Annotated in this window: 15 protein-coding genes; 4 read left to right on the forward strand and 11 right to left on the reverse strand. The window is 68.1% G+C overall.

The window, feature by feature from the left end:
- Positions 1–137: 137 nt before the first annotated feature.
- The 4 genes from GA0115240_RS09335 to GA0115240_RS09345 form a co-directional block, all read right to left on the reverse strand.
- Positions 138–1595, reverse strand: coding sequence for an endo-1,4-beta-xylanase (locus tag GA0115240_RS09335; RefSeq protein ID WP_256069630.1), 1458 nt, complete (start codon positions 1593–1595; stop codon positions 138–140).
- Positions 1596–1835: 240 nt separating this feature from the next.
- Entirely contained in the window at positions 1836–1988 is a 153-nt protein-coding gene (locus tag GA0115240_RS36760; protein ID WP_161302126.1) for a hypothetical protein, read from the reverse strand.
- Between the two features lie 523 nt (positions 1989–2511).
- On the reverse strand, positions 2512–3591 hold the full coding sequence (locus tag GA0115240_RS09340) for a polysaccharide deacetylase family protein (protein ID WP_093736193.1): 1080 nt from the start codon (positions 3589–3591) through the stop codon (positions 2512–2514).
- 41 nt (positions 3592–3632) lie between these two features.
- On the reverse strand, positions 3633–4697 hold the full coding sequence (locus GA0115240_RS09345) for a glycoside hydrolase family 11 protein (protein ID WP_093736194.1): 1065 nt from the start codon (positions 4695–4697) through the stop codon (positions 3633–3635).
- A 1032-nt stretch (positions 4698–5729) separates the two neighbouring features.
- Between GA0115240_RS09345 and GA0115240_RS09360 the strand changes: the two genes are divergently transcribed.
- The 3 genes from GA0115240_RS09360 to GA0115240_RS09370 all read left to right on the forward strand — a co-directional run bounded on the left by GA0115240_RS09360 (position 5730) and on the right by GA0115240_RS09370 (position 8003).
- Positions 5730–6428 (forward strand): IMP cyclohydrolase, encoded by a 699-nt coding sequence (locus GA0115240_RS09360; RefSeq protein WP_256069631.1) that lies wholly within the window; start codon positions 5730–5732, stop codon positions 6426–6428.
- Between the two features lie 175 nt (positions 6429–6603).
- Positions 6604–6822: a hypothetical protein gene (locus tag GA0115240_RS09365; RefSeq protein WP_093736196.1), complete on the forward strand. Its 219-nt coding sequence runs from the start codon at positions 6604–6606 to the stop codon at positions 6820–6822.
- A gap of 434 nt (positions 6823–7256) precedes the next feature.
- Complete coding sequence (locus GA0115240_RS09370; RefSeq protein WP_141708786.1) at positions 7257–8003, forward strand: transposase; 747 nt, start codon at positions 7257–7259, stop codon at positions 8001–8003.
- 16 nt (positions 8004–8019) lie between these two features.
- Here GA0115240_RS09370 and GA0115240_RS09375 read toward each other — a convergent pair whose 3' ends face one another.
- The 6 genes from GA0115240_RS09375 to GA0115240_RS36765 all read right to left on the reverse strand — a co-directional run bounded on the left by GA0115240_RS09375 (position 8020) and on the right by GA0115240_RS36765 (position 12616).
- The gene (locus GA0115240_RS09375; RefSeq protein ID WP_093736198.1) at positions 8020–8235 is read right to left on the reverse strand and encodes a DUF5133 domain-containing protein; all 216 of its coding nucleotides are present in this window, start codon (positions 8233–8235) and stop codon (positions 8020–8022) included.
- A gap of 543 nt (positions 8236–8778) precedes the next feature.
- Positions 8779–8982: a cold-shock protein gene (locus tag GA0115240_RS09380; RefSeq protein ID WP_093736199.1), complete on the reverse strand. Its 204-nt coding sequence runs from the start codon at positions 8980–8982 to the stop codon at positions 8779–8781.
- 112 nt (positions 8983–9094) lie between these two features.
- The gene (locus GA0115240_RS09385; RefSeq protein WP_093736200.1) at positions 9095–9403 is read right to left on the reverse strand and encodes an SCO5918 family protein; all 309 of its coding nucleotides are present in this window, start codon (positions 9401–9403) and stop codon (positions 9095–9097) included.
- Positions 9404–9474: 71 nt separating this feature from the next.
- Positions 9475–11004, reverse strand: coding sequence for a DEAD/DEAH box helicase (locus GA0115240_RS09390; RefSeq protein ID WP_093736201.1), 1530 nt, complete (start codon positions 11002–11004; stop codon positions 9475–9477).
- A gap of 251 nt (positions 11005–11255) precedes the next feature.
- On the reverse strand, positions 11256–11459 hold the full coding sequence (locus GA0115240_RS09395; protein WP_033176054.1) for a cold-shock protein: 204 nt from the start codon (positions 11457–11459) through the stop codon (positions 11256–11258).
- A 986-nt stretch (positions 11460–12445) separates the two neighbouring features.
- The gene (locus GA0115240_RS36765) at positions 12446–12616 is read right to left on the reverse strand and encodes a hypothetical protein (protein ID WP_161302128.1); all 171 of its coding nucleotides are present in this window, start codon (positions 12614–12616) and stop codon (positions 12446–12448) included.
- Here GA0115240_RS36765 and GA0115240_RS39160 point away from each other — a divergent pair.
- Positions 12548–12778, forward strand: coding sequence for a hypothetical protein (locus tag GA0115240_RS39160; protein ID WP_370673301.1), 231 nt, complete (start codon positions 12548–12550; stop codon positions 12776–12778). The genes GA0115240_RS36765 and GA0115240_RS39160 overlap by 69 nt on opposite strands.
- Before the next feature lie 16 nt (positions 12779–12794).
- On the opposite strand, the gene GA0115240_RS09400 is transcribed toward GA0115240_RS39160, so the two are convergent.
- Positions 12795–13294, reverse strand: a 500-nt coding sequence (locus tag GA0115240_RS09400) for a WD40 repeat domain-containing protein (protein ID WP_093736202.1), incomplete at its 5' end; no start/stop codon positions are given.

The raw sequence follows: 13294 nt of genomic DNA on the forward strand, positions 1-13294 counted from the left end.
GACGGCCCCGCCGGCACCCAGGGAACCGGCAGCCGGCGCGGCGGGCGGGGGTGCGGTCCGGCGCGCGAGCGCGGGGGCGGTGGTCGGTTCCGCCCCCACGCGGGGCGCCGGTGGATCAGCGGGTCACGGTCGTCGGGTCATCCGAACGTCCACTGCTGGTTGGACTGGCCGTTGCAGGTCCACAGTTCGGCCAGGGCGCCATTGGCGGTCGAGGCGCCGGTGACGTCCAGGCACAGACCGGACTGCGCACTGGTGACGGTCCCGTTGGCGTTCAGCTGCCACTGCTGATTGCTCCCGCCGTTGCACGACCACGTCTCCACCTTCGTACCCGGCGAGGCGTTGTTGCCGTACGCGTCCAGGCACAACTGGCTGCCCCCGCTGAACACCGTCAACTGGTTGGACGACGTACGCGACCACCTCTGGTTCGCCTGGCCGTTGCAGTCCCAGATCTGCACCTGAGTACCGGGCGTCGTCGAGGAGTTCGGCACGTCCAGACACCTGCCCGCGGCCACCGCGCGCAACGCACCCGACGTCCCCCCACCGCCACCGCCGCCAGTGGTACCGCCGCTGCCGCCGCCGGACGATCCGCCCAGCGCGGCGACCGCCGCGTTGTACGCCGGCTTGGCCTGGTAGTTGCTGTCGTACATGGTGGCCGCGCCGTAACCCGGGAAGGTGCCGGGGATCCAGGAGTGGCCGTCGTCCACGCCCCACTGGCTGACGCCCACGCAGCGCGAGACCGCCAGGCAGTCGTTGACCACAGTGGTGTAGTCGGACGCCTGCTGCTGCAGGCTCGCGCTGGAGGCCGGGAGCTGGATGCGGTCGTCCAGTTCGGTGATCGCCACGTCAAGGCCGAGACTGGCGAAGCGCTGCATGTTGGCCAGCATCGACGAGGGAACCTGGCCCACGATGAAGTGGCTCTCCAGACCTATCCCGCCCAGCGGCACGCCCTGGGCCAGAAGCGACTGGGCCAGGCTGTACAGGGCATTGCTCTTGGCGTTCTCCCCTTCGATGTTGTAGTCGTTGATGTACAGCTTGGCGTTCGGATCGGCGTTGTGCGCGGTGCGGATCGCGTCAGCGAGGTAGCCCGAGCCCATCGCCTGGTAGAACACGTCCTGCCGCAGGCTGCCGTCCTCGTTGTACGGCTCGTTGATCACGTCCCAGGCGTAGATCTTGCCCCGGTAGTGGTTGACCTCGGTGGTGATGTGGGACTCCATCACACCCTGGACCTGGTTCAGCGGCAGGCTGCTGACCCAGCCGGGAAGCTGGGAGTGCCAGACCAGGTTGTGTCCGCGCACCCGGTCGTTGTGCGACTGGGCCCAGTTGAGGATCTGGTCGCCGGGACCGAAGTTGTAGGACCCGTTGGAGGGCTCGGTGGTGTCCCACTTCATCTCGTTGCCGGGGGTCACCATGTCGAACTGCGCCCCGGCGACCGCCATCTCCTGGCTGACGTTGAGATCGCCGGCGGTCAGCGCGGTGCCGAAGTACCTGCTCTTCCCCTCGGCCAGGGACCGGAGCGTGGTGGCGGCCTGGACGGGGGTGGCCGCGAGTACGGCCAGGATGGTTGCCGTGACGGCGGCCACCGCGGCGGTGAACACGCCCCATCGGCTGCGTCGTGATCGGAAAAAGCCTGTGCCCGAGTGCATCGGGAAACCTCCCATGTCAAGTCATCGGTGGGTTCGCGGCTCCGGACCGGCGGTCGCGGTCGCGCGCGGTGAGACGCTGCGCGGCCGTACCGCGAACCGGAGAGCGAGGGCTCTCGCCGTGGACGCGGTTCACCGAGGTGGCGCCGACCCGCCGGCGGTCGCTTGACGACAGCCACGGCGTTGGTGCGCAGGTCAAGCTGCGAAGCGGTGGGCGCGGCAGGGTCCTTGGGCGGGACCGACCCGCTCGGGGCCGTCCTGCACGAGGCCGACCCGCACGGGGCCGCCCTGCACAGTGGCTGTTGCCGTCGGCGGCAGTGCCACGCCCTGCGCCGGGTTTCTCGTCATCAGGCTTTCCTCACTGGTGGGGGACAGTGTCGGAGCGCGAGCCGCGCGGTGCGCGGATCGCCATTGTTAACGCTCACTATCGGGCGCCGGGGCATCCCTGTTGCGGTGGAGTTGCTGAGAGGTTTCGGGGTGAGACGGTGCTCTCCACTCCCCCGTCCTGTCAAGAGCGTGGGACCGGTCCGCACGGAGGGGGGCCGGCGACGTGCCGATACCTTCGTCTTCACGAGTTGAAGGCGGTCGCTCCTCTTGACGCCCGTGCGTGACATCGCTTTCATGCAGAGATGAGTGGGAGCGCTCCCAGATGATTTGCGCGCTCACACGGGACGCGTTCCGCCGCCCACCGAGAGGAATCGCAGCGCGACATTCGCCGCGGACGCCATCCGGAACGGCTCCCCCGGCGCTCGTCGCCGAGGGTGTCTCCAACAGCCCTACCGCCCGTCGGTCCGGCCGGATGCACCCTATGTGGCGCGGCGGCGGGGGCCGCCGCGCCACTGTACGAGAGGACGTGTGGTGCCTGTGGTGCTCAGCTCGCGCGGCAGGAGACAGTGGGCCACGTCCAGTTGCCGTTGGCCTGGACCGTCACGCCCCAGTTGTTGCCAGTGCCGTTGGGGGTGGCGGTGAGAACCTGACTGCTGGGCCAGGTGGCGTTGACGTTCCAGGTCGCGATGATCTTCTCCGGACTCGGAACATTCATGGTCACCGTCCAGGCACTGGAACCGGAGACCGCCACATTGAGGTTGTACCGGTCGGACCATGTCTGGCCCGCGGACAGTGTGGCGGTGCAGCTGCCGCCGCCCGTGCCGCCGGTGGACCCTCCGGTCGTGCCACCCGTCGTGCCACCCGTCGTGCCTCCGGTCGTGCCTCCGGTCGTGCCTCCGGTCGTGCCTCCGGCGCTGCTGCCCCCGCTATCGGGTGCGACGGCCCGACCGGTCTGCGGGGAGATCATGCCGGCACACAGACCCTTGCCCGCCAGCATCTGCGCGATCCGCGGGATGGCGGAGAGCGTGTTGGCCGGCCATTCGTGCATCAGGATGATCTGGCCGTTGGTGAGCTGGGAGTTGGCCTGCACGATGGCGTCCGTGCTGGCGCCGTTCCAGTCCTGTGAGTCGACGTTCCAGATGATCTCGGTCAGGCCGTACTTGGCCTCGACCGACTTCAGGGTCGCGTTGGTCTCGCCGTACGGCGGACGGAACAGCTTCGGGGTCCCGCCGCCGCCGGCCGCGATCGCCTGCTGGGTCCGGGAGAGCTCGGAGTCGATCTGCGACTGGCTCTCCTGGATCAGGTGCGGGTGGGTGTAGCTGTGGTTGCCCACCCACATCCCGGCGTTGATCTCGGCCTGCACCTGAGCCGGGTAGCTGGCGGCATACTGGCCTTCGTTGAACATCGTGGCCCGCAGCCCGTTCTGCCTGAGCGCGTTGAGGATCGCCGGCGTGTGGTCGTTGGACGGCCCGTCGTCAAACGTCAGGCCCACGTAGCCGTTACAGGTGGCCGCGTTCGATGGGGCCGCGCCGACGCCGAGGGCGAACGCGCTCACCACCGCCAGCGCGAGGGCTGCCAGTACGGAGACCAGCGTGCGCGTCGTCAAATGCGATGTGGTGTTCATGGGAAGGTTCCTCCTCTCCTGACTGGCTCGGTGACGCGCACTCAGCTCGCGCGGCAGGAGACAGTGGGCCACGTCTGGTTGCCGTTGGTCTGGATCGTCACGCCCCAGTTGTTGCCACTGCCGTTGGGGGTGGCGGTGAGAACCTGACTGCTGGGCCAGGTGGCGTTGACATTCCAGGTCGCGATGATCTTCTCCGGACTCGGAACGTTCATGGTCACCGTCCAGGCACTGGAACCGGAGACCGCCACATTGAGGTTGTACCGGTCGGACCACTGCTCACCGGCCGACATGATCGCGGTGCAGCTGCCGCTGCCGCCACCACCGGTCGAACCTCCGGTCGTGCCGCCCGTGGTGCCCCCGCTGGTGCCGCCGCTGGTGCCGCCGCCTCCGCTGCTGCCGAGGGTGATGTTGGAGTTGCCACTGCTCTGGTAGCCCTCGGTGGCCAGGATCTGGTAGTTGAAGGTCCCGAGGTTCATGCCGTGGCTGGCCCAGGCGTCGAAGTGGTTACCGGTGGAGATGGTGCCGCCGGTTCGCTTGGACTGCCGCACACTCCAGTACTGGTTGAAGGTCGCGGTACCGATGATGGAGGGCTGGTTCACCCGCGTCGTCTCGTAGATGTCGTACGTACCGCCGTCGCTGGTGACAGTTCCCTTGTAGGTACCCGTGGGCCGGTAGGTGCCGTAGTTGTCGACGATGTAGTACTCGACGAGCGGGTTGGTGGTCCACCCGTAGAGCGACAGGTACGCGTTGCCGGACGGATTGAAACTGCCCGAGTAGTTCACGTTCTGACGCGATCCGGTGCTCCAGCCCTTGCCGGCCACGAAGTTGCCGACGTTGCTCCACTGGGTGCTGTAGTTGCCGCCGGAGCCCAGGTTCATCGAGACCGACCCGCCGCCGTCGGTCCAGAACGAGTAGAAGTAGCCGTTGTTGGTGCCGGTCTGGTTCGAGGTGATGATCGTGTCCGCGTTGGCGGTGCCGGGCACCATCATCGCCGCCACGGCTACCAGCACCACGGCGCAGATACCACTGAGCAGCAACCGCAGGCGGTTCAGCGATCCGAGGCCGCTACGCCTCGGACGCGGTGGTTGTACGGATGTGTGGTTCATGGTGCGCTTCCTCCTGATGAAGGAGTGGGGGGAAGGCAGCGCGACTGGACGCTGCGGGGGGTCGCCGGCGATGAGCGAGGCCGCGACGACCGCACAGAGGTCCAGCGCACGGCGGCTCAGGCTTGGCTGTCGGCCGTGCGCTCGGCGAGCGGAGGGCCGGGGCACAAAGGTGACCCGGGCCGACAGGTGGGTCTGTCGACGCCGACAGTGTTGGCCTGGCTCCTGAAGCTCGTCAATGCTTTCGGCAAAATTATCGAAAGATTCGAGAGGAGCGATGCCTCACCATCCGTCTAAAAGAGCTGTTCAGCGCACTCCTACGCGAAGCCCAGGTGGATTGTCTCGGTGAACATCGCCAAAATTCGGATCAAGAGACTTCTGGCGGCCCGAAAGTTTCGAAACTTTCGAGTGCGTGAGTCCCGGACAGCGCAGAAGGCCGCGAACGCCCACCATCCCCACCCAGCGGCCCCGGGCACTGACTCCTGGATCGCACCCTCATCTGGAACCGCCAACACCTGCTTCACGGCGACGGGCTCGGCGGCACCCTTCACGAGCACCACCACGCCGCATGACCTGCACGGACGAGGTTTTCGGAAGGGCAGGACCGACCACCAGGATCCACCTGGCAGTCGAGCAGTCCCAGAAGCCGCTGTCCTTGGTGGTGACCGCCGGGCAGCGCGGCGATTCTCCGCAGTTTCAGGCCGTCCTGGGCCGTCTCCGCGTGCCCCGGATCGGCCCAGGCCCACCGCGTACGCGCACGGACAAAATCCGCACAGAACAGGGCTTACGGATCCCATGCCAATCGCGCTTACCACGCGGTGGAGTGCGGGATCAACCGCCTCAAGCGTCACCGCGCGGTGGCCGCGAGGTACGACAGGCTCGCCGTCCGCTACGAGGCGACCGTGCTGGTCGCGGGCATCAACGAGTGGTTGTGACAGCAACTGCCAACAGCCCCTGCGTGGCGCTGCTCCCGATCCGGTTGGATGTCACCGGCCTTGTGTTGCGAGGCCAACGAATCGGAGGAGTGCGAACTGGGTGAAATGGCTGAACGAGGTACTGAAGGACAATCACTACCCGGGACGTGGTGTGCTGTGGTGTCGAACCGGCAACGGCGACACACTTGGCGCGTACTTTCTCACCGGACGCAGCAGTGCCTCGCAGGCCCGCACCCTGCACCGCTCCGTTGAAGGTGAACTGATCGTCGCCCCGTCAGAACCCCTCGCCCACGACCACCTACGACACTACGTCGCCGCTTGCCAGAGCGGGGACTGGCTGGTCTTCGGCAACGGGGAACAGGTCGCCACCGTCGCCGAGCGCCTCGGCTCCGGACAGCATCCCGCATTGGCCCTGGACGGATTGGACTACGAACCGGACCCGCCGATCTTCACCCCTCGCTTGACCGTCACCGCCGACGGCCGCGACGGCGGTCGGGTCTGGTTCGGCGCCGCGCGGCACAGCAACGGGGAACGTATGGCCACCAACAGGGTGACCGTGCAGGTCAGTGGCCTGGGCCCTGGCGAAGGAGTGCTCATGACGACCTACGGCTCAGACGATTACGGGATTGCTGCCGGCGACCCGTTCGCCGAGGTTCGCACCGCTGCAGAAAGCCGCGACAGCCTCCTTGAGGAGCTGTGGTCCTCCCTCCCGCCACACCTTCGGATTGCTGCAGCAGTCTTCTCACATGGCGGGCTCGCGCATGCCGACATTCGGCAAGCTACCCCGACCTACGGCTGACCTGGGCCCAGGCACAGAGGCTGCTCCTCCTGGCGGCCCGGTGCACGACAATCCACCAAGATCACTTCTGAAACGGCCCCTAAGGCGCGTATTGAGTCGTGATCATCTCGTGGGCAGGTGGATCTCTGACAACTAGGGGTTGACGTCGACAACCAGGGGTTGTCACTATGAAGGCATGGCAAACACGAATGATCTCTCCGCGCATCAGTTGACCATCGAGCGGATCAAGGAGGCGCGCGCGCAAGCCATCCACCACACGCGCGTGGCCCGGCAGTTCGCCATTGAGCGGCGCGATTTGATGCAGGGCCTTCTTGACCAGGGCGTATCGCAGGCCGACATCGCACGTGAACTTGGGGTGACGCGCCAGGCCATTCAGAAGATGCTGGCCTGCTGAAACGCCGATAGGGCCGCGATCAAGGAGATGTTCGGACGAGGTCCTTGATCCAGATCATCGAGGCGCGCAGATGGAGTCCGGGATTAACGCCAGCGGGCGGCACTTGCGGTCGGCAGCGAGGTGGACCTTGCTGGTCTTGCACTGACCGCCTACGACCACTAAAGACCGCCCGAAAATCGCCTGACTGGACGGTGGTGTGGTCGACTGTCCCTCGCCATGAACGAAGTGCTGCCGCAGCTGAACGAGCTGCTGTTTTCCTCGGCGGCGGGCGTGTTGGTGGAATCGGTCGATGTGACCGCCACGGTCATCCGGAGCGAGGCCCGTACGACCGCGGGGCGGGCGGCCTGTCCGGGTGCGGGTGCTGGTCGGGGCGAACACACGGCTCCTACCTGCGATTTCCTCGTGATCTGCCGACGGCGGGCAGGTTCGTCGTGGTGTCGTTGCCAGTGCGGAGGTTCGTCTGCGAGGAGAAGTCCTGCGAGCGCATGACCTTCGCCGAGCAAGTACCCGGTCTCGCCCGCAGGTTCGGGCGACGGACCGAGCGGCTACGGTCGGCGCCGGTGTCGGTCGCCCTTGCGCTCGCGGGCCGGGCCGGCACCCGGATGACGGACGCCCTCAAGGTTCCGGTCAGCCGGAACACCCTGCTGAGGCTGCTCACCTCGCTTCCGGACCCAGCCATCGCAGCACTCCCCGTGGTCGGCGTGGACGAGTACGCCCCGCGCAAGGGCCGTGTCTACGGAACCGTGCTCGTCGACGTCGAGACACCTCGCCCGGTCGACCTCCTTCCCGACCGGGAGGCGGACAGGCTCTCGGCCTGGCCCGCCGAGCGGCCCGCCATCGAGATCGCCAGCCGTGACAGGGCCCCCTTCTTCCTCAATGCCGTCCTGGCCAACTGCCCCGAGTTGGCGGCACTTGCCGAGCACGTCCGTTCCTTCGGCCACGTGGTCGCTCACCTCCAGGGCGACCATGTGGCCGACCTGGATCGAAGCGGCCACCTCCACTACCGACCTGCCCAGCCTCCGGCACTTCGCCCGACACCTCGAACGCGACCTCGACGCCGTCACCGCGGGCCTCACACTGCCCTGGAACTCCCGCGTCGTGGAAGGCCAGTCCGGATCGCGGATCAACAACCCGGGTTGGCGGTCGCGGAGCGGAAATCGTCGCGAGCCGGCGCTCCCTGACTGTCCCTTGTCGGCTTCAGGCCCCAGTTGTCTCCAACGGGCGCTCGCAGTGCCGGTGCGCGAAACGCAGCGCTTCGTCGACGTCCCGCGTGCCAGTGGAGACACACAGGGTGTAGACGGTGTCCTCGAGGTGTCGGCGCGCCTCAGGGCAGTCGGCTGCGCCGACCTTGTCCTGCAGGTTCTCGTAGCGGCGGATCAGCGACTGCAGTGTGGCGGGGTGAGGCATCAGCATGACGGTGTCTCCTTCGGCGCCAGGGTTGCGTTCATCGGACCCCCGTCCTGGGGGAAGCCGGCGCGCTGCTGTCTGCGGAGCTGCGCCCGACGGCATCTCAACTCTTCGTCATTTGGTTTACGCAGGCGTGTGCCAGTGGCGTTGCGTGTCGGATGTCCCACAGCGCTGTGGTGCCCGAGTGCGCGGTGACAAGGCAGGACGTCAACGTTGACCTGGCCTGCAGCCCCTCGTCGCACGGGCTCGCCGGACTTGAGACTAGCTAGCGAATGTACGAAAGTCTACTGTGTCCACGACAGATTTTTCGTCGGTATCGCGGCAAGGGGCCGCGAGCCCACGGTAGATCAGCCCGCCGGAGGCGGCTCGTGCCCGATGTGCGACAGTCGGGCGCCGCCGCGTAGCGGTGTGCCGGTGACGAGCTCGGAGACCACGAGGACGAGGGCGGAAGCCGGCAAGGACCAGCACTTCGCTTACCGGGATCCGGTCGGACGCCCGTGCTTCCGTGCGATCGACTCTGCCGCACACAGTGAGCCCGGCAACTCGGCGTCATTCGCACGCGATGTTCTCCGCGAGCGGGCCCTTCGGGCTCTGCCTCAGGTCGAAGCTCACCTTCTGGCCTTCGACCAGCCCAAGAAGACTCTGATCCACCAGGTTCGAGAAGTGCGCAAATACATCGGCGCCATCGTCCCGCTGTTCGATGAAGCCGAATCCTCTGGCCGCATTGAACCACTTCACAATTCCCGTAGCCATTTCACACCTTCCTGCAAACGCCACGGACGAGAACAGATTCCGCAGATCCCACGCGTCCACGGCCCCCGGCCCGCAGGTTCGGGTGTCGCGAGCGGGCGGGTTTCTCCGACTGTCAGGCTGTTACGGGGATGCCCAGCAACGATGCTGCCGTCTCGAATGGCGGGAGGGCGCTCGTGGGTGCGGCCCCGGCGGTGGTACGGCAGGTGAAGCCCAGGTCGCGGAGCGCCCGGGTCATCTCGGCCGCGGTGAAGTCGCGGCGGTCCTGGCGGGTGACGACTTCTCCCACCTGTTTGACGGGGTAGTGACGCCGGCCGATGATCGCGGACTCACCCGTGATGATCTCGGGTTTGATGCCCTTCATCGATGCTTGCACGTCGCTCTTGGTCAGGTTGAAGGCGAAGCGGGCGATGATGCAGCGCATGGGACCTCGCAGGGGCTCGGCACGGGGACGGAAACGGGTTGCTTCCATGGACACGGGGCGGTGCGGGAGGGTCAGGCCGCCGAACCGAAGGAGGACTGGCGCTGTGCGGTTCCCGCCGCTGTCGGGGTGGGCCGGGTGGAGCGCCGGGCCTGCGCGGGGCGGCCGCGCCGGCCGCGCGAAGAGGAAGAGGGGGACGCGGCGCGCCTGGTGCGTGCGGCGACCGGCTCGGTGATGGTGACGGGCACGCCGGAGGGGGTCCGGGCGCCGGTGATGCGGGTCAGCTCGGCTTCCCCGGAATGGGTTTGTGTGCTCTGGGGGGTGATGCCGGCGGTGGCCATCAGCCGGGTCATCTCGCGGCGCTGGCTGGGCAGGACCAGGGTGACGACGCGGCCGGACTCGCCGGCCCGGGCGGTGCGGCCGCCGCGGTGCAGATAGTCCTTGTGGTCGCTGGGCGGGTCGACGTTGACGACCAGGTCGAGGTCGTCGACGTGGATGCCCCGGGCTGCGACGTTGGTGGCCACCAGCACCGTCACATGTCCGCTCTTGAACTGCGCGAGGGTACGGGTGCGCTGCGGTTGGGACTTGCCGCCGTGCAGCGCGGCGGCCCGCACGCCGCTGTTCAGGAGGTGCGCGGTGAGCTTGTCGACGGCGTGCTTGGTGTCCAGGAACATCAGCACCCGGCCGTCGCGGGCCGCGATCTCGGTCGTCGTGGCGTGCTTGTCGGTGTTCTGCACGTGCAGGACGTGATGCTCCATCGTGGTGACGGCGCCCGCCGACGGGTCGACGGAGTGGACCACCGGGTCAGTGAGGTACCGGCGCACCAGCAGGTCGATGTTGCGGTCCAAGGTGGCGGAGAACAGCATCCGCTGGCCGCCGGGGCGCACCTGGTCGAGCAAAGCGGTGACCTGCGGCATGAACCCCATGTCGGCCATCTGGTCGGCCTCGTCCAGCACGGTGACGGCGACCTGGTCCAGCCGGCACGCACCGCGGTCGATGAGGTCCTTGAGCCGGCCGGGAGTCGCCACGACGACTTCGGCCCCCGCCCTCAGGGCATTGACCTGGCGGCCGATGGACATGCCGCCGACGACTGTTGTCAGCCGCAGCCGCAGGTTGCGGGCGTACGGGGTGAGGGCGTCGGTAACCTGCTGCGCCAGCTCCCGGGTCGGGACAAGGACCAGGGCGAGCGGCTGCCCGGGCTCGGCGCGCTGCCCGGCGGTGCGGGCCAGCAGAGCCAGCCCGAACGCCAGGGTCTTGCCCGATCCGGTGCGGCCCCGGCCCAGGACGTCGCGGCCGGCCAGGGAGTTCGGGAGCGTGGCGGCCTGGATCGGGAACGGCACGGCCATCCCTTGCGCGACCAGGCACGACAGCAGCGCGGGCGGCAGGTCCAGCTCGGCGAAGGTCTCCACCGGGAGCAGGGCCGGAGTGAGAGTGACGGGCAGCGCGAACTCGCCCTGCGGGGCCGAGGGCCGCCGGCCTCCGTAGCCGGCCGAGCGGGACGGCCCACCGGAGCGGCTCGGGGCCTGCCCGCGGTAGCCGCCGCGGTCGGCGCCGGACGAGCGGGTACGGGAAGAACGATCGGTCGTGCGAACAGTGCGGTTCATGGAGAACCTTTCCTCGATGCGGTACGTCGAGGAATCCCGGGCGGCAGCAAACGGCGACGGGGAACACAAGAACGAACCGATGAAAGTGAAGGTGCGAAGCGGGCGACCCGCTCGAAAGCTCCGGCCGCCGGACGCCCGGCGGGGCTCGTCGCTGTCACGGCGCCCCGGTGACTACGGGACCACCGGGGGAAAGCGGCAGGCCGGGGCCCGCACCCCAAGGTGCGGGCCCCGGCCTGCTGTGCGCGCCAGCGTCAGGCGGGAACGATGTTCTCCGCCTGCGGGCCCTTCTGGCCCTGGGTGACGTCGAAGTTCACCTTCTGGCCTTCCTGCAGCTCGCGGAAGCCGGAAGCGGCGATGTTCGAGTAGTGGGCGAACACGTCAGCGCCGCCGCCGTCCTGCTCGATGAAGCCGAAACCCTTTTCCGCGTTGAACCACTTCACGGTACCAGATGCCATGTCAAATCTCCTTCAGGGGCAGTGCTCGAAATCCGCACTGTGCGGATTTCGCGTCGCCGCAATGATTACCCCATCCGGAAAGCACCGGAAATACAAAAGCGCTCCCGCCGCTCATGGCGACAAGGGCACTTGAAGTCTTTGGGAACCACAACTGCAACTGGTAGAAACCATAGCACGCCACCAGCGGTTATGTCGGATCCTTCGAATGCTGTGCCGTCAAAGGCATAAAAGACTACGGCCGGCCTGCCGGAATTTCTGCCCTTGCCGCATCAGATATTCCACGTCCGCCCGGGTGTACTCCGGTCCAAACGTGGCGCTGGGCCCCGGTGCGGGCCCAGCGGCGCCCACCGCTCCACACGACCGTCGCCCGTCGAGCAATCGGGAGAGATGTCGTCCGCACCGCGCCGCGCAGCCGAGAAATCGGATATCTGCTGTACCGGCGACAGAGTTGCCAGGGCGGTGCAGCCCGAACCGCCGACATCCCCGCGTGCAGACGACCGCGCATCCTCGGCTTCCGTGCGGCAACCGCCCATCCGACCCTGCGTATGCCGAAAATCCCCGCCGAATCCCGGCCTCGCCCGCCATAGCCGTAGCCGGGGCCGGTGTCGCCGGCGCGCTCGTGCTCTGCGTCGCCGTGGTCGTTTCCACGGCGGTCCGGGCGCCGATCGGGACGTGCGTGGCCCCGGCCGGTTCGAAGTCGAACAGGACGGTCTGCCGGGCCTCTGAGGGTGCCGGACACAGCCAGCCGGCCTCGGCTGAGACCATGATCCCACTCCACCACGGGTGGCCCATCTACGGCGGTGACCTCGACCGCCCGCGTCTAGGCCGTGTCTGACAAATAGCGCCGTCCGCCCGCAGGGCGGGGCCCCGCGGCGTCTGGTGCGTGCGATCGCAAGGCGGAGGGTCGCCCTCGTAGTGGGCTACTCGGACGACCCCGACAACGCAGCGAGCGCGCGTGCCAGACGCCGCGGGGCAGGCGGGATTTGTCAGACACGGCCTAGGGCCCGAGCCATGGCGCCGATCCGGTCGGGCAGGCTGACGTTCAGGCCGCCACCGCCTGGTACACCGAGAAGCTCGATTTCCGCGTCCTGCGGGAATGGCCGTTCGGCGAATTCCGGCTGGCCTGTCTCAGCCCGCCCGACGTCGACGGCTTCCACCTCGAAATCCTCGGCTCCCCGGCGCCCTTCCCCCGACGAGGTCACCGACGAGGTGGCGGTGAGCCTGCGGTACGGCGGCTACCAGCACGTCTGCCTGCAGGTGGACAGCGTCGACGCCGCCCGCGCCGAGCTGAGCCGGCGCGGCGTCCAGGCCGTCGGTGAGCCGTTCGAGCCTCCGTCAATGGACGGTGCAGGCGGGGTGGGTGTCGCCGGGCAGGTAGGTCCGGCGTTCGGCCGCGGTGAGGTCGCGGTGGAGGGTCTGGCATATTCGGTCGATCTCCTGGGCGGGAGTTGGGGTCGTGTCCGTCCAGAGCCACAGGCTGTGGTCGGCGCCTCCGGCGGCCAGGGTGTGTCCGTCGGGGCTGTACACCAGCGACGTGAGCGGGGCGGTCGGTCCGGTCGCCGTGGCGCGCAGTTCGCCGCTGGCGGTGTCCCACAGGCGCACGGTGCCGTCCTGGCCGCAGGTCGCCAGGGTGTGTCCGTCGGGGCTGTAGGCGATGGCGTCGACCCGGCCGGTGCGACCGGTGAGGGTGGCGATGGTGTGTCCGGTGGCGGTGTCCCAGAGGCGTACGGTGCCGTCCTCGCCGCCGGTCGCCATGGTGGCGCCGTCGCGGCTGAAGGCGAATGCGCGCAGTTGGGGCAGGTCCGCTGAGCTCGGAAGCGGCAGGACGTCGGCGG

The sequence above is a fragment of the Streptomyces sp. DvalAA-14 genome (assembly GCF_900091855.1).
Taxonomy (GTDB): domain Bacteria; phylum Actinomycetota; class Actinomycetes; order Streptomycetales; family Streptomycetaceae; genus Actinacidiphila.